Origin of the sequence: Senegalimassilia anaerobia JC110 (assembly GCF_000236865.1) — a bacterium.
Taxonomy (GTDB): Bacteria; Actinomycetota; Coriobacteriia; order Coriobacteriales; family Eggerthellaceae; genus Senegalimassilia; species Senegalimassilia anaerobia.
The window spans coordinates 114,329-130,716 of record NZ_HE611017.1 but is presented as its reverse complement, the minus strand read 5'-3'; the positions used below and the strand labels follow the sequence as shown (position 1 = coordinate 130,716).

The 16,388-nt window shown below is 62.0% G+C and carries 13 protein-coding genes; 9 read left to right on the top strand and 4 right to left on the bottom strand.

Going from position 1 to position 16,388, the window contains the following annotated elements; genetic code table 11:
• Window positions 1-351: 351 nt before the first annotated feature.
• Together SFHG_RS08875 and SFHG_RS08870 are read left to right on the top strand one after the other, a co-directional pair.
• Window positions 352-1,182, top strand: a complete 831-nt coding sequence (locus tag SFHG_RS08875) for a TrmH family RNA methyltransferase (protein WP_042436476.1) — start codon at window positions 352-354, stop codon at window positions 1,180-1,182.
• Window positions 1,183-1,566: 384 nt separating this feature from the next.
• Window positions 1,567-1,770, top strand: coding sequence for a cold-shock protein (locus SFHG_RS08870; protein ID WP_042436473.1), 204 nt, complete (start codon window positions 1,567-1,569; stop codon window positions 1,768-1,770).
• A 449-nt stretch (window positions 1,771-2,219) separates the two neighbouring features.
• On the opposite strand, the gene SFHG_RS08865 is transcribed toward SFHG_RS08870, so the two are convergent.
• Window positions 2,220-3,437, bottom strand: coding sequence for an MFS transporter (locus SFHG_RS08865; protein WP_187364766.1), 1,218 nt, complete (start codon window positions 3,435-3,437; stop codon window positions 2,220-2,222).
• Window positions 3,438-3,680: 243 nt separating this feature from the next.
• Here SFHG_RS08865 and SFHG_RS08860 point away from each other — a divergent pair, with 243 nt between their 5' ends.
• Both SFHG_RS08860 and SFHG_RS08855 read left to right on the top strand, forming a co-directional pair.
• Complete coding sequence (locus tag SFHG_RS08860) at window positions 3,681-4,904, top strand: hydantoinase/carbamoylase family amidase (RefSeq protein WP_042436467.1); 1,224 nt, start codon at window positions 3,681-3,683, stop codon at window positions 4,902-4,904.
• Window positions 4,901-6,175 carry a dihydroorotase gene (locus SFHG_RS08855; RefSeq protein WP_187364765.1) on the top strand — a complete coding sequence of 425 codons (1,275 nt, stop codon included), beginning with the start codon at window positions 4,901-4,903 and terminating at the stop codon, window positions 6,173-6,175. Before SFHG_RS08860 ends, SFHG_RS08855 begins: the two co-directional genes overlap by 4 nt.
• A 261-nt stretch (window positions 6,176-6,436) precedes the next feature.
• On the opposite strand, the gene SFHG_RS08850 is transcribed toward SFHG_RS08855, so the two are convergent.
• Window positions 6,437-6,763 (bottom strand): hypothetical protein, encoded by a 327-nt coding sequence (locus SFHG_RS08850; protein WP_052297911.1) that lies wholly within the window; start codon window positions 6,761-6,763, stop codon window positions 6,437-6,439.
• A 580-nt stretch (window positions 6,764-7,343) separates the two neighbouring features.
• Here SFHG_RS08850 and SFHG_RS08845 point away from each other — a divergent pair.
• A complete protein-coding gene (locus SFHG_RS08845) occupies window positions 7,344-8,648 on the top strand; it encodes a hypothetical protein (protein ID WP_162096588.1) in 1,305 nt (434 codons plus the stop codon).
• Window positions 8,649-8,650: 2 nt separating this feature from the next.
• A complete protein-coding gene (locus tag SFHG_RS08840; RefSeq protein ID WP_042436465.1) occupies window positions 8,651-10,102 on the top strand; it encodes a hypothetical protein in 1,452 nt (483 codons plus the stop codon).
• A 367-nt stretch (window positions 10,103-10,469) separates the two neighbouring features.
• Here the strand turns inward: SFHG_RS08840 and SFHG_RS08835 are convergent, their stop codons facing one another.
• Complete coding sequence (locus SFHG_RS08835) at window positions 10,470-11,078, bottom strand: ATP-grasp domain-containing protein (RefSeq protein WP_148514836.1); 609 nt, start codon at window positions 11,076-11,078, stop codon at window positions 10,470-10,472.
• Entirely contained in the window at window positions 11,051-12,832 is a 1,782-nt protein-coding gene (locus tag SFHG_RS08830) for a RecQ family ATP-dependent DNA helicase (RefSeq protein WP_052297909.1), read from the bottom strand. The genes SFHG_RS08835 and SFHG_RS08830 overlap by 28 nt, the downstream gene beginning before the upstream one ends.
• 329 nt (window positions 12,833-13,161) lie before the next feature.
• Here SFHG_RS08830 and SFHG_RS08825 point away from each other — a divergent pair, with 329 nt between their 5' ends.
• The 3 genes from SFHG_RS08825 (at window position 13,162) to SFHG_RS10250 (ending at window position 16,276) form a co-directional block, all read left to right on the top strand.
• On the top strand, window positions 13,162-14,166 hold the full coding sequence (locus SFHG_RS08825) for a hypothetical protein (RefSeq protein ID WP_148514835.1): 1,005 nt from the start codon (window positions 13,162-13,164) through the stop codon (window positions 14,164-14,166).
• A gap of 281 nt (window positions 14,167-14,447) precedes the next feature.
• Window positions 14,448-15,434, top strand: coding sequence for a hypothetical protein (locus SFHG_RS08820; protein ID WP_042436462.1), 987 nt, complete (start codon window positions 14,448-14,450; stop codon window positions 15,432-15,434).
• A gap of 269 nt (window positions 15,435-15,703) precedes the next feature.
• Window positions 15,704-16,276: a TetR/AcrR family transcriptional regulator gene (locus SFHG_RS10250; protein ID WP_052297908.1), complete on the top strand. Its 573-nt coding sequence runs from the start codon at window positions 15,704-15,706 to the stop codon at window positions 16,274-16,276.
• Window positions 16,277-16,388 lie beyond the last annotated feature (112 nt).

Sequence of the window (16,388 nt, the reverse complement as noted above, 5' to 3'; positions counted from 1 at the left end):
CACCGTCATCACCGCTTAGCCTTTTCGCCGGCCCCGCTCGCCCGTCCTTTTAGGGACCGGCCCGCGCCAGGACGTCGTGTCCGTCGTCGCAGGGCTCAAAGACCGGCGCGGTTGACCATCCCGCGCCGGCGTCTAAGCGCTTACCCGCGGCAGTGCGTGCGCATGCACTGCCGCACCTTCAAAAAACTTTTGTGCAAATTTTCGTGCGACGGCTATCTATTCGCCGCATTTATCAACTGCAGGTAAGGCTCCGTTGGCAACGCGACGGAGCCTTATCATATCTGAGATAATGAATCGATCGCCCCGTGTGGCATTGACTCACCAGCTTTTGCAGACGAAGGGAAACGCGCTATGCCGTATGAACACTTGACCAGCGCAAATGATGAGCGCTTGGCGCCGTATGCGCGTGTGCGCGATGCCGATTTGGCCGATTGGCCCGATGCGCCTGCCGGCTTGTTCATGGCGGAGTCGCGCGCGGTTATCGCGGCGGCTATCGAGGCCGGCGCCCGTCCTCGCTCCTTCCTGGTAAGCGAGTCCTGGGCCGGCGACGCCGCGCTGCTCGCTCGCCAGCTGCTCGCGCAGCACCCCGACTGCCCGGTGCTGTGCGTCCCCGACGCATTATTCTCCCAGGTCACCGGCTACAAGATCGTGCGTGGTCCCGTGGCGGCCTTCGAGCGCCCTGCGCTGCCCGATCCTGCGCAGCTGCTCGCTGGCGCCTGCCGCATTGCCGTGCTCGAGGACGTGGGCAACTACGCCAACATCGGCAGCGCATTCCGTGCCGCGCACGCGTTCGGCATCGATGCCGTGCTGGTCACGCCCTCATGCCACGACCCGCTGTTCCGCCGCGCCAGCCGTACGAGCCAGGGCACGGTGCTGCAGGTGCCGTGGACGCGCATCGGCACGCAGCGCCAATGGGCCGCCGAGGGCGTCCCGCTGCTGCATGCAGCCGGGTTCAAGGTGGCGGCGCTAGCGCTCGAGGACCGCTCGCTTGCGCTGGGCGACCCACGGCTTGCCGAGTGCGAGCGCTTGGCTATGGTGCTCGGCACCGAGGGAGCGGGCCTGTTCCCCTCGACCATCGCCGCCTGCGACTACACGGTGAAGATCCCCATGGCTCACGGCGTGGACAGCCTCAACGTCGCCGCCGCCAGCGCCGTAGCGTTTTGGGAGCTGCGCGCGAGGTAGTGCCGTCAGTGCCGTAGCCTTCTGGGGTTCCGCGCAAGGTAGGGCTGGCGACGGGCTGCTCGGGTCCTTGCATGCCGGCGGGCAGTTTGCCGGTTAACCCGTCGACAAGCCCGGTTGGCGCCTGCGCCCGCGATCGTTTCTGGCGCTGCGTCTGGATGCTGCCTGCGGCGAGTCCATCGGGGTCGCCCCTCCTTTCCGGCCGCCGATCGCGCTGCATTGACAACACAACGTTAAATCTTCCCGCCCTGCCAGATTCCCGGACGTTTTCTTTGGCTGTTAGCGTATGATGGAACGCGTGCTCTCGAGGTGAGGGCGAGTGTTGCCGCCATGCAACGCGCAGTGTTACCCCCGTGCGATAGCGCGGGAGAGAAAAGAGGATTTAAAATGGCGGAAGGTACTGTTAAGTGGTTTAACCCCGAGAAGGGTTACGGCTTCATCTCTCAGAACGACGGCGAGGACCTGTTCGTGCACTTCTCTGAGATCAAGATGGACGGCTTCAAGACCCTCGACGAGGGCCAGGCTGTTTCCTTCGACGTGACCACTGGTCAGAACGGCAAGCTCCAGGCAAGCAACGTGGTTCGTCTGTAACCCACCGCTTTCTTAAACAGGTAGCTGAAAGCCCCTGCGTGTGCTGCGCAGGGGCTTTTTTGATGCCCGGCCCGCATGCGTCGCATTGGGAACGGGTGCTGCGGGGCGGAAAGTCGATACGTCTGTGTTTAAATGGCGTACGGCGCAGTAGCCTGCAATCGTCCAAGCCTGTGAGCTGGGCGTATGAGGCTTTCCCGAAGCGGGCTAGTGCCGGATGCGAGGTTAAAACGCAGACGTATCGTCTTTTCGATCTTGCGACAGGGTATGGGCGAGCGCAACGGTGCCGGGCGTGTCGCGACAGCGTGACAGGGGGTCGGTGAGTCGTCGCGTTTTTCGTGCTAGCTGCAACAAAAAGGCGCCGCCCCTTGCGGGGACGACGCCTTTGCAAACTTGCAAGCGTGATCGAACTGGCATAGCGCACTCGGCGCGCCATGCCAGCTTGCAGCCCGTTACTCCAGGTCGGAGCCCTTCTTCTCGGGCAGGAAGAACATGGCGATGAACGCGACCACGTAGATGCAGGCCACGCAGCCGATGGCGAAGCCGAAGCCGTGGCCGGCGGCGATGATAGGGATGACAACCGGGGCCGACGCGCCGCCGATGAATCGGCCGGCGTTGTACAACGCGGTCTGCGCCGTGCCGCGCACCTCGGTGGGGAACAGCTCGGCGATCAGCGTGCCGTAGCCGCCGATCATGCCGTTGGCGAACATGCCCATGAAGAAGCCGCCGAACAGCAGCGCCGTGGGGTTGGTCAGCTGGCTGTAGATGATGATCATGACGGCGGCGCCGATCTGGAAGGTCCAGAACGCGGGGCGACGGCCGGCCTTGTCGGCCAGCCAGCCGAACACCGAGATGCCGATCATCATGCCGATGACGGTGACAGCGGTCCACATGCCGGTGGAGGTCAGGCTCAGGCCAAGCTCGCCGTTGAGATACTTCGGCAGCCAGGTCATGATGCCGAAGTAGCCGGCGTTCTGCACGGTGCACAGGATGATGATGATCACGGAATACTTGATGCGCGTGGGCGAATTGAACAGGCTGGTCAGGTTGCCGTGCTTTTTGCCGGAGGCCTTGTGCTCTTCGAAGATGGGCGGCTCGGGAACGAACGCGCGGATGATGATGGCGATGATGGCGGGAACGACGCCGACCGCGAACAGGCCGCGCCAGCCGAAGGCGGCGATGATGGGCGCGGAAGCCAGCGAGGCGACCAGCACGCCTACCTGGAAGCCCAGGCCGACGGCGGAAGTGGCCTTCGCGCGATTAGCGGGGCTGGAAACCTCGGAGGCGATGGCCATGCCCAGGCCGAACTCGGCGCCGATGCCCAGGCCCGCCAGGAAGCGGAACAGCGCCATCAGCTCGAAGTTGGGGGCGAAGGCCGAGCACAGGGTGAACACGCCGAAGAAGATGACCGAGTAGGTGAGCACCCTGATGCGGCCGAGCTTGTCGGCCAGCGTGCCGAAGACCAGGCCGCCTAGGAAGGCGCCCGCCAGCGTGATGGACGTGAGCGAGCCGGCGGTGGCGTTGTCAACGCCGAAGGTGGCGATGATGCCGGAGAGCGCGAAGCTCAAGATCATGAGGTCCAGGCCGTCGAGCGCGTGGCCGATAGCCGCGGAGAACACGGCTTTGCCGGCGTAGTGCTTCATCTCGGAAGCTTTTTCTTTGTGTGGCATAGTGATTTCCATCCCATTCCGCAAGCGGTCAAACTTTCAATGAAAATACTCTCATATCGAGTATTTGCAAGGGTTTATTGCAGAATTTACGTTCCTGAAATACAACGGCCGGGAGAGCGTCGGTTGCGTGGGCCCATCGCGGCGCATAAACCGTGCTTTCTGCCTGTGAAGTGCGGTTTCAGTGGTGGTCGCGGGTCGCTGCAGCGTGTTGGATTACTATGCCGATATGCGAAAGGAGAAGCTATGCGGCACGCTATCGAAGACGTTGAGTATGCAGAATACCTTTTCGACCGGTTCTACGGCATCGGCAGCTGCGAGTCGGGCGGCGTGACCCGGCTTGGCTACACCGAGGTCGAGGACGAGATGCACCGGGCCCTGTGCGCGCTCGGCGAGGAGAAGGGCTACGGCCACTTCGCCGATCAGGTGGGCAACACCTACCTGTACCGTCCGCGGTATAGCATGGACGAGCCCTATTGGCTGGTCGGCTCGCACCTGGATTCGGTGATCGAAGGCGGGCGCTACGACGGCGTCGCGGGCATCATCGCCGGGCTGCTGGTGATGGGCTGGGTCGAACGCGATGGCCTTGACCTGCCCATTCGCGTGGGCGCCATGCGCTGCGAGGAGTCCAGCAACTTCGGCAGGAGCACTATCGGCAGCGGCCTTATCACCAAAGAGATCTACAAGCACGACGTGGGCGAGGCCGTGAGCAAACAGGGCGAAACGCTGCACGAGGTGTTCGACCGCAAGGGCTACAGCCTGACGCCCGAGCGTATCCAGGGCATTCGCGAGTACCTTGAGCTGCACATCGAGCAAGGCAAGGTCCTGGAGGAATACGGCGACGCCGTGGGCATCGTGAGCACCATCGCCGGCCCGCGCCGCTTCAAGGTGCACGTGCACGGCAACGCGGAGCATTCGGGTGCCACGCCCATGGGCATGCGCTCCGACGCGCTCGCGGCGGCGGCCGAGATCATCTTGGAAGTCGAGGAGATCGGCAAATCCGAGGCCATGCACCAGTCCGTGGCCACGGTGGGCGTCATAACGAACCATCCCAACGCGCTCAACGTCATCCCCGGCGAGGTGGAGCTGGGCATCGACATGCGCGGCATCGACGTGGCCAGCCTCGACCGCATGGAGGCGCGCCTGAAGGCCGCGTGCACGCGCATCTGCGAGAAGCGCCGCCTCAAGTACTTCCGCGAGAAAACCTCCGACATCCCGCCCATCGAAATGTCGTCCGAGACCCAGCAGAAGCTGCTCGACGCGGCGAAGCGCCTGCGCATCCCGCATCGGCTGATGATCAGCGGCGCAGGTCACGACGCCATGTCGTTCGCGCACATCTGCGACACGGGCATGGTGTTCATCCCGTGCGTGAAGGGCATCAGCCACAACAAGAAGGAGTTCGCCACCATCGAATCGATCCTCGACGGCGCGATGGTGATGTACGAGCATTTGAAGGAAGAGGCGCTATGATCCTGGTGAAAGACGGCCGCGTCATCGACCCTGCGCGCGGCATCGACGATGTGCTCGACCTGGTGATAGACGGCGGCAAGATAGCGAAAATCGGCAAGTACCAGCGCTCGGAGGACTATGAGCGCATCATCGAGGCGAAGGGCTGCGTGGTGGCTCCGGGCCTGGTGGACGTGCACGTGCACTTTCGCGATCCGGGCTTCACGTACAAGGAGGACATCGAAAGCGGCGCCGCGTCGGCCGCCGCGGGCGGGTTCACCAGCGTGGTGTGCATGGCGAACACGAAGCCGCCCGTGGACAACGTGGAGACGCTCGGTTACGTGCTCGAGCGCGGGGCGCGCTGCGGCATCAACGTGCTGACGTGCGCGACCATCAGCCGCGGCATGCAGGGGCGCGAGCTGGTGGACATGGAGGAGCTTGCCGCCCACGGGGCCGCGGGATTCACCGACGATGGCATCCCGTTGATGGACGAGGCCCTGGTCAAGTGCGCGATGGAGCGCGCGGCGAAGCTCGACCTGCCGCTTTCGTTCCATGAGGAGGACCGCGCGTTCATCGAGTCGCCGGGCGTGAACCAGGGTGCCGTGTCGAAGGCGCTGGGGCTGGGCGGCGCGCCGGCGCTGGCCGAGGACGTGCTGGTGGCGCGCGACTGCATGCTGGCGCTGCACACGGGCGCGCGGGTGAACATCCAGCACATCAGCTCGGCGAACTCCGTGCAGCTGGTGCGCCTGGCGAAGGAGATGGGCGCGCATGTGACGGCCGAGGCCACACCGCACCATTTCTCGCTGACCGAGGACGCCGTGCTGGAGAAGGGCACGATGGCGAAGATGAACCCGCCGCTGCGAACGCAGGCGGACCGCTACGCCATCATCGAGGGCCTGAAGGACGGCGCGATCGACATCATCGCCACCGACCACGCGCCGCATTCCGCCGAGGAGAAGGCCAAGCCGTTCGCCGAGGCGCCCAGCGGCATCATCGGGCTGGAGACCGCGCTTGCCCTGGGCATCACGAACCTTGTGCGCAAGGGGCATCTGACGCTTATGCAGCTGATCGAGAAGATGAGCCTGAACCCGGCGAAGCTCTACAAGCTGGAGAAAGGCGCGATCGCGGAAGGCGCCGACGCCGACCTGGTGATCTTCAACGAAGGCGAACGCTGGCATGTGGGACCGAAGTTCGTCTCGAAGGCGGCGAACACCCCGTTTGCGGGAGAGGACCTTTACGGGAAGGTGAAGTACACCATCTGCGCCGGCAACGTGGTATACGAGGACGGCGAGTAAGGGCCCCCGGGTTGACGCGGGGTAAAGGTTGCTTGCTGTGAGGTTTCCCCCGGCAGCGCTGTGTGGCGCTGCCGGGGGATTTTTGGGGGGCGGCCAGCGGCGGGCGAATGTGTGCTTGCCCGGATAGCGCTTGCGGTGCTGCTCGGGGCTTCTTGGGGTTAGTAGTGGGGTTCGGTCTTAGACGATCAGCCGGTCTTCTGACCTGCTTGCATGCGGGGCATAGCTTTTGTCCGCATGGTGGCCGGATGTGACACGCGAGCTTTAGTTGCGATGATAATGTTGTTTCAGATGTTGAAGGTCGTTCGGGCTGTTTAGACGCCAGCTGTCCGATGCGATGATGCCTTGAATACGACTCCAGTCCCTGCGAAGATTCAATCCGTCGAGGAGATTGGCGCCAAGAAGTGCGTCTAGGCTTGGGTATTCGAACTCACCACTGCTGTGGGGCCCGTTACCGCAACGCTGGAAAGTAGCGCAATCGGCATACTTGATGATCATATAGCTGGGGCCGTCTTCGTCGAACCAAAGCTCGAACTCGGGCTCGCCAGGAATCAAGTTGTAAATCTCTTCGAACTCTTCAATGGGTATCATTGGCAGATTCCTTCTTTGGGGAATTACTCGTTGATTAGGTGCTCTTCGCTGTTGAATTAACGAGATCGTACTGAACATGCGCCTTTACAATCCTGTTCCGATTCTAGCAGTGGCGGTGATAGGTGTTAGCGTTGCTCTTGGTATCAAGTCACGAGCGGAGTCGCTATAGGCGGTGGGCTAGACCTCATTTAGCATTTTGCTCGTATCTCCTTTGTCGGCAAGAACTTGATGAAGCACGCGCTGCCAGTATCAATCTAAGCGTGCTCGGATTCGGCTCTGTTGACGCCATTCCGAAATGCGACCGAAGCCCCCCCCGTAAGCCCTGGTCACTTGGGATGTCATAGACGAAAGAGAGAAGCGGGATTCCTCTCGATAGCGCCCGGTGCCGCAACTGCCGCACTACCAGTGTATCGTTGGCCCTGGGTTATGCGCTGAGTGGCGACAAGTTCGGCGTTATGAATGAGGGCGAGTACGCGAAATACGGTTGCCATTGACCGCTGCAGCTGCTAGAACCTAGATAATTTCCTATGGTCAAATTGCTGCTCAGGGCTATTTCTCTTGGTGGGATAATGAGCTCAGATTGCAAACGTGGAAAGGCGGGGCGATGGGCTTGTTTGATAAAGGATTCGACCCAATAAAAGAGGCACAGAAAGCTGCGGTCGCTGCAGGAAAAGGAATCGCAAGTGCTGCCGAACAGGCATCGAATGCTGCGCAATGCGCCGCTAATCAGACGGGACAGGCTTTCGGAGACATCGCAAGCAAGGCAAAGGATGCCGTTCAGGGCATTGGTGATGTGATCAAGGACGGCCCAGAGTCGAAGAGCTTCAAATACAACAATGAATTTGCTGACGAGCGAAACGTTGACGCATCGGCCCAATCTCAAGGTCCAGCTCCGGAACATATGGTGAAAATGCTCGGCGATGTGGCTGAAGGAGCCGCAAATGCCGCAAGCGCTGCGGCAGCCGGTGCCCAAGGCGCCGTCGCCGCCGTTGCGGGCAAAGCAGGAGAAATCGCCGATGGGGTCAAGCAAGGCGTCGAGAATGCTAGGGCGAAAGAACCGGATGAGTACGAGCTCGCCATCATCGACTACAACCAAACCTATACCGATCTGGAATCGGAAGGAATCGAGCTCTACCAGTCCAGGCTGAGGAGTATCGACCTGCTGGACCTCGTTACCGACTTGGTGAACTCGATTGCGAATACGCCGAAGTCGTTCGTGGAGGATATCGAGGAGGTGTCCCACAGGAAGCGAAGCTTCAAGGAATCGGAGGCCTTCGCCCGCGAAGAGCTGGACTCGGCACGGAAATCGGCAGCCAGCGCCGGCGCCGGCGTTGCAGCGGGCATGGCCGTTGCCAGCATCGCCCCATCCGCCGCCATGTGGGTTGCCACAACTTTCGGCACCGCCTCCACGGGCGCCGCGATCTCTACGCTGTCGGGCGCTGCCGCGACGAACGCGGCGATGGCCTGGCTCGGCGGAGGCGCATTGGCTGCCGGAGGCGGCGGAATGGCCGGCGGTAGCGCTTTCCTGGCAATGGCAGGCCCCATCGGGTGGGGCGTCGCAGGCGCCACGTTGCTTGCCTCCATTGCACTCTTCGTGAAAAAACAGCACGAGATCGCCAAGGAAAAGCACGAGGAGCTCTTGTCAGTGAAGCGGAACACCGAGGCTCTTAGGGAGACGTCCGCAGCGATCGGGGCGCTCAGGGCAAAGACCGATGCCCTTCGTGAAGAGCTGTCCGGGTCCTTTATGTCCTCATGCCGCCTGCATGGCGCCGACTACCTTTCCATCTCCGACGACGAGAAGCTGGCCTTGGGCTCTTTGGTGAACAACGCGAAGTCCCTGGGCAGCCTCATCGTCGAGAGGGTGGCCACTCAGGACGGCGAATAGCCATGAATGCAGAGAAAGTAGTCAAGAGCACCCAGGAGCAGGCCGTCGCCGCATGGATCGGCTTGATCAACCAGATGAGAATCGACGACCTCATCGAGAGTCTCAACCGCCAAGATCAGAACCTCGATTCCGCAATGGAGTCCATGAACTGGGCGCTCGGGAAGATCGAGAGCCTCGTCGTTGCGAACAGGGGCGGCAACAAGGGCGTCCATGGGTTCATCGCCGAGGTGGCCGAATGCGGGCTGGAGAACGCGCAGAGCCTCGTCCATGGCGATAAACCGGTAATGGAATGGGTTAATGACAACGGCCCCGCCGACCTTTTGCGCAACGGCGTCGAGATACAGGTCAAGTTCGTGAACGCCGGCGGCAAGTTCTCCCTGGACGCTGTGGCTGCCCATTTGCAGAAGTACCCCGATTTCCTCGACAAAGACGGCATCTATCAGATTCCGAAGGACCATCTCGACGCGGTGCGCTTCCTGTATGAGATGCCAAAGGAGGAAGCGGCCAAGCTGGCGTCCTCGACCGGCGGCCCGTCTTACTCAACCTGGAGAAGCATCCATGAGTTCTTCGACTCAAGCGGGTTCAGCATCGATGACCTTGAAGCCTCCAAATTCGAGTACTCGGAAGTTCAAAAGAACGCTATCGCCGACAAAATGGCAGAGGAGAAGAGCAAACTCGCAGACGAGAGCGAGCGAATAAAGAAAGACATTTACGAGGAACACAAGCCCACGCCCCAAGAGGACGCGAAGGCCGCGGCGGCTGGTGCCGTTCTGGAAGCGGGAACGGCATTCGCCATTTCAATGAAGCGCCATCTCGTGAACGGAAAGCGTATCGGCGACTTGACCCAGGATGACTGGGAGGAAATCGCCATAGATTCCGGCATGGGACTCGTCAAAGGTGGCGTTCGCGGCGGAGCTGTTTATTGGCTGAATAACTACACGGCTACCCCCTCATCTGTTGCAAGCGCGCTGGTTACGGCATCATTCGGTGTCGCTGAATGCGCTTACGGGTTCCGCAGCGGCGAGCTTACGGAGATCGAGTTTATAGAAAACTCCGAAATCGCGTGCCTCGATGCGTCTGTGAGCGCGTTCTCAAGCTTCGTGGGCCAGGTTGCCATTCCAATCCCGGTTCTGGGCGCCCTCGTCGGCAACGCCGTAGGAACGACCGTGTACGAATTGGGAAAGGATTTCTATAACAAACGGGAGGCGGAGCTGCTCGCACACTATGCCCAGGAGCTGAAGGCCCTCGATACAGAGCTCGATGGCGAATACGCCGCATGCATCAGTGGCCTTCGTGAGAATATGAGCGAATACATTAGTCTTCTAGAAAAGGCTTTCTCCCCAAATGCCGCCATGGCTTTTTCTGGCTCCGTTGAGTTAGCGGTAAGCCTTAACGTCCCGGATGGCGAAATCCTGCACACGCTCGAAGAAGTCGATGATTTCTTCCTAAATTAGAATCAGTCAGCTTAAAGGAGCAAAGGCCGAGCGAAACTCAATCGCTCGGCCGTTTGCCGTCTAGAACGGACGAATCTCCTGTACTGCCATTGTGCCCGACAGCGAATGCTCGCTTAGGCTGACGAACGGCCATCGCCAATATAATCCTCTCGACAGAACACGACCGAGCCGGCGGAAGTACCCGGAGTGGCGGGGACTTCGCGCGGTACGGCCCTCGATGGGCGGCGTCGGCGGGTGGCGACTGTGGGCTCGCGGGACGGTGGCAAAGTAATCGACTTTACATTCTGGATGGGCCTGTCTTACAGGCTGAAAGAGATCGGATTAACTGCCGTCTCTGTTTGTGATAGCAATCCCGTTTACCGTGGCCCTATACCTTTACAGTGCCTTCATGCCCTTTGACATAATGAAACTGTTCTTTAATGGCGGAATGAGTGCTTTCGCACGAAAAGTCAGCATCCCCAATGCCGGTTTCATGATTGACGAATGCAAAACCGGACAGCATATCGATAGCATCGCTGCAGATGACCTCGAAGTTGTCGCTCTGGTAGTCCTTCCCCACAAGGTCGGCGGTCGATTCGACGACGCAGCTGGTGAAGCGCTTCTCCTCGACGGGCTTTACGAACAGGGGCCATGATTCGACGTCGCAGCTCACCTGGTCGATCGTGCTGCGCCAAACCCTGCGGCCGAGATACGCCTTAAGTTCTTCGGGGTAGTTGATGCTTGGGCAGTCAACGCCGAGCTCGCGCAGCCGAGCGCGAATGACCCCGACGCCGCCAACGACGACATCTCCCCTCGGCGCGCCTTGCAAGCTTGCCGGATCGTCGAAGACCTCGACTTCGAACCCCATGTCGCGAAACCCGAGATAGGCATCAAAAGCGCTGACGCTTCCCGGAACGCCGTTCCGTCCTTGAACATGTGCTTTTATGAAAATCACCTCTTCCAGTCGACTCAGTCCACCACCATCACGCGCAGGCATTTCTCTCCGGGCTTTTGCCACACGATTCCGCAGGCTATGAGCGCGTCTAGGGCGTGCTTCGCCTTGCTGCGGTCGGGGCCGGCGGATCCCCAGCATGGTAGGCTCTCGTATGGGTCGGCCTTGGCCCCAGGTTCGCTTTTCCCGCACGCTACCTTGAGGACAACTGCCCTGCGTGCTTCGCTGCCGAGCGCTTGAATCGTCGCAATCAAAGCATCGCTCAGCTCCTCGGGCACCTCTGGCATCTCGAGCGGCTTGACGGAATCGGGGACCCCGCCCGTCTCAATCACGGCGAGAATCTGGGCGCCATACGTTTGCGCGGCTTTTGCGGTCATTCCGTTGACTCTCAGAAGCTGCTCGAGGTTTCCCGGCCTTTTGCGGCAGATGTCCCGCAACGCGCGTTCGGTCGGAGCACCGCCGGCGCCACTGCCTTCCGCTATCGCAGCGCACGCGCTCTTCAGGCTAGCGAAAAGATCGCGCTCGTCGTCCGTCAGCGGCCTGGCGTCCTCGGCGCGCACGATGCCGCCGACGGGCGCTGCGCAGTTGTCGCATCTTCCGCACCCTCCGTCATCGGGGGGTTTCTCGCCGAAGTAGCGCAAAACGAGATCGCGCCGGCAGGTGTCTTCGTCCCTGCAGAAATCCCGCATGTCGAAAGCGAGCCCCTTTTGCCTGGAACGTTGCGGGTCGTTTTGGCCTTCGCCGCCCGCTTCCGCCATGAACAAGGCGGTTTGCAGGTCTTGCTCGTCCCATAGCATGATCGTGTCGGCGGGCTCTCCGTCGCGCCCCGCGCGGCCAATCTGCTGATAGTAGCTCTCGACCGAAAGCGGCATGCCGCAGCAGACCACGTAGCGCACATCGGGCTTGTCGATGCCCATGCCGAAAGCCGACGTCGCGACCATCACCGGCGTCCGCCCAGGCATGAACGCCTCTTGCGCCGCCTTCTTCGCATCGTTGTCCAGCTTGCCGTGGTAGAGCGCGGCGGGCACGCCTGCTCGCTTGAGCGCGTCGTGGATCCGCTCGGCCTCGGAAATCGTGACGCAATAGAAGATGCCGCACTCGCTTCCCCTCGAACGCGCGGTCCGCACGCACCACGATTCGCGCTCGTCGTGGGGCATGTGCACAACGGAAAGCGAAAGGTTGGCGCGGTCGAACGAGGAGACTATCTCCAAGGGGTTTTGCAGGCCAAGGGACCTGGCGATGTCCTTGCGGACCCTCGGGGTCGCCGTCGCCGTCAGCGCGACCACGGTCGGGCGCTGGTCGAACCGCTCGATGAACGCGCTGATCTCGCGGTAGTCGCTGCGGAAGTCGTGGCCCCATTCGCTGATGCAGTGGGCCTCGTCGACGGCGACGAGGGGGATCGCGAGGTTCTCGACGGCTGACAGGAAGGCCGGGTTCGACAAGCGCTCCGGCGCAACGTACAGGATCTGGAATTCGCCGCTTTTGATGCGGTTCCGAACCTTTTCCTGTGCCCGAAGGCTGAGCGTGTTGTTAAGGAAAGCCGGATGCAGGCCCAGTTCAACGAGCTTCCCCACCTGGTCGCTCATGAGCGAGACCAGGGGAGAGACCACGATGGAGGTGCCGCCGAGCGCGACGGCGGGGACCTGGTAGATGAGCGATTTGCCCGCCCCGGTGGACATGACGGCGAGCACGTCCCGCTTCCCCATGATGGACCTGATGGCCCTTTCCTGCTCCGGGCGGAACCCGTCGTGCCCGAAGCAGCGCTTCAACACTTCTTTCGCTTGCTCGAACGTTGACATGCGCTCTCTTCCTTGCTTGTTGGTTTGCAACATTATTGTAGTCGCAGACTTGGGCTGGCCCTTGCGGTCGGAAGTGTCCTTTCGCAAATATGGCAGCTTCTCCTTCTTCGCATCATCGCTTCCCGACCCGTTCGCGCTCCTCCCTCCCGCGCCCACCCGGCGCATTCGCGACCCCTATCTTGGCCGTGTGGCACGTGGGGGTGCTTGCTTTGGGCCGCGGGTGGCTTCGCGGGCGCATCCTCGCACGGCACAATACCCTTAAAAGCCGGCTTCGGCGTATGCGGCGCCGGAGGGGGAGCGGCTTGTGATCTGCGATGCGAAAGGGAGTGATGAAGATGATGAGACCCATGATGAGGAAGGTTGCGTTCGGGGTGCCGGCCATCGCGTTGTCGGCGGCGCTTGCGTGCACGATGGCCGGCTGCGGCGGCACCGAGGGCGGCCAGGGCGGCTCGGACAGCAACGCGCCCGCAGGTCAGACGGTTAACGGCGTGCAGACCGCTGAGGTCGCGGGCTTCACCATCGAGTCCGTCGGCGATGGCTCGTACTACCGCGGTGCCGCCGAGCGGCAGGACGGCTTCTGGCTGCGCGTGAAGATCACGAACAACAACGAGTCCGCAAAGGCGCCTTCCGCGTTCAGCGCTCGTGCCGCCGTCGGCGCCTTCGACGCGGGCGATGCGGTGTTCGACGCCTCCGGCGATCAGAGGCTCAACGCCGACACCAAGACACAGGCCGTTGAGCTGGGCGAAGGCGCGCAAATGGACGCCAACGCCAAGATCGAGCCTGGTCAGAGCGTCGAGTTCATCTACTTCTGGACCACCAAGGACAACTATTACGGCCCGATCACCGTCGAGTTCGACAGCTCCTCGTCCAGCGATTCCAATCCCAGCGTGATGCACTTCGACACCACCGGGCGCGAAAGCGACGAGTACAAGGCGGCGCGCGAGGCGGCGAAAGCCATCGAGGCGCAGGGCGGCATCGACTTCCCGTCGTACAGCATCATCCCCGCTGACGGCTGGAAGCTCGGCGACCGCATCGATGAGAAGTACGAGGGCTGCGACTTCAAGCATGGCGACGAGACCATCTCCTCCATCGACATGCGCACGTTCAGCACCTCCCCGATGATGGAAGCGGAGGCCAGGCAGGGCTTCAAGAAGAAGGGCGTGATCGACGAGGTCGAGATCAACGGCGTCACGTGGGTGCGTTACACCTCGGAAGCCGGCGCCGTATCGCTATTCGTCGAGGCGCCGTCCGGCAAGACGGTCTCGATGGTCATCGGTTCCAAGTTGACCTGGGACGATGCGCTTCCCATGGTGCAGAACGTGGTGCTGAAGTAGGGAAGCGGGCTGTGCGTGGCGCTTGGCGGGTGCTGGGCGAAGGCGGCCGGCCCGCCCCTAAGTGTCCGGGGTGGGTTGTGTGTTTTGGCCGCGGGGTGGCTTGCGCGCCCGGCATTTGGGCCGCAGGTCGCTTCGCGGCCTGCCCGGTGCGCGGCATACTCTTCTCAAGGGCCAAGGTCGGGGCCGGGTGCTTCGGGCCCCGGCGTTTCGAAACCTGACGTAGCGGTGGTCGCCGGGGAGGAGGCGGCTTTCGCAGCGAGATGCGAAAGGGAGTGGTGAACATGATGAAACCCGTAGTGAAGAAGGTAATGATGGGCGTGCCCGCCGTCGCGTTGTCCGCGGCGCTCGCGTGCACGATGGCCGGCTGCGGCGGAACCGAGGGTGGCCAGGGCGGCTCGGGCGACGGTACGGCCGCAACGCAGGCGGCGTACCAGTCCCAGTCGATCGACGTCGAGGGCTTCACCGTCGAATCGCTGGCGGATGGCACGTACTACCGCGGCGACGTCTACAAGGCGGACGGCTTCTGGCTGCGCGTGAAGATCACGAACAACAACGACAAGCCCATGAAGCGCTTCAGCTTCATCACCACCGGCGCTCCTGGCGGCTATGAGGCCGGCGACCCGGTGTTCGACTCGCACGACACGCTGAGCTACGACATCAAGAACCCGCCCGCCGAGCTGTGCGAAGGCGCGGAAACGGACGGCGACCCCGAAATCCAGCCTGGTGAGAGCATCGAGTGGGTCTACTTCTGGACCACCAAGGACAACTATTACGGCCCGATCACCGTCCAGTTCGACAAGAACGCCACGGGCGGCACCGACCCGCGCACCATGCGCTTCGACACCACCGGCAAGGAAACCGACGGCTACAAGGCCGCAGTCGAGGCCGCCGAGGCCATCAAGGCCCAGGGCGGCGTCGATTACGCTGCGTATAGCGTGAAGGCTGCCGACGGCTGGTCGCTCGTCGAGACCAAGGAGAAGAGCAGCGACGCCACGTTCAACCCCGAGGGCTCCACGAAGCGCTTCAGCACCAGCACGTGCTCGCGCGCCCCGCAGAAGGAAGCCGAGGCCCTGCAGGGCAACTTCGGCGGCAAGGGCGAGATCGACGAGGTGGACATCAACGGCGCCACCTGGACGCGCTACACCCAGACCGGCACGTACTACATGTTCACCGTGGCCCCGTGCGGCACCACGGTCCGCATGTTCATCGACAGCGGCATCACCTGGGAAGATGCCATGCCCATGATGCAGAACGTGACCCTGAAGTAGCTTTTCCGCCCGCGCTTCGGGCGGGATTCCCTCGAAACGGCCGGGACGCATTGCGCGCCCGGCCGTTTTACGTTCGCCCGCGTTCCCGGACACTTCGGACGCTTCGGACACTTCGGGGACGTAGCATCAACTGTCCGGGTTTCGCTCTTGCGCCAGCGCCCTCTATGGAACAGGTAACGATGCCGTAGAGTTTTGTGGAGTCGGGTTAGTATGATTCCCAAAACCCATCCGGTTTGCAGGTGCGATGGTTCGACTGCGAGGGGCGCCTTATGGCTCAGAGCATTGTTTCCCGGGAAGAACTGCTGGAGAACGCGTATCAGATTGCGGAGAGAAACGGGGTGTCGGCGCTTTCGGTGCGCGGCCTTGCCAACGCCACGGGCATCAGCGTGGGAACGGTGTACCGCCATTTTTCGGCGAAGGACGAGCTGACCACCGCCACCATCCAGCTGTACTTCAAGCACGCGTTCTACGAGCGCTTCTGCCACATCGACCCGCAGGTCGGGTTCGTCGACTATTGCCGCGAGATGCACGCGAGCATGCGCGAGGTCACCACGCACTTCCGCGAATGCTGGCTGCGCGGCATCGATGCGCTTCCCGCCGTCGAGAAGGCCGCCGCGCGCCTGCGCGAGTCTCAGCAGATCGAGCACATCCTCCACGGCCTTGTTCAGATCTACGAGCACGATGCCCGAATCTCGGCCGATTTGCCCGACGGGTTCGATGCAGAAAGCGTGTGCAGGTTCGTCATCGAGAACGTCATGGGCGGCCTTCATCACCGAAACGGCAACTGCGATGTGCTGTTTGGCCTGCTAGAACGCACGTTGTATGCAAACCGCACGCAGTAGCGCGCGGAAATGAACATCATGCCTTTGATGTTCACACGGCCGGACCTCAGTATGAATGGTGTCAAAGCGAACGCCCCATCGGGCGCTGCCCGCAAACCCACTCGCTTTTGGA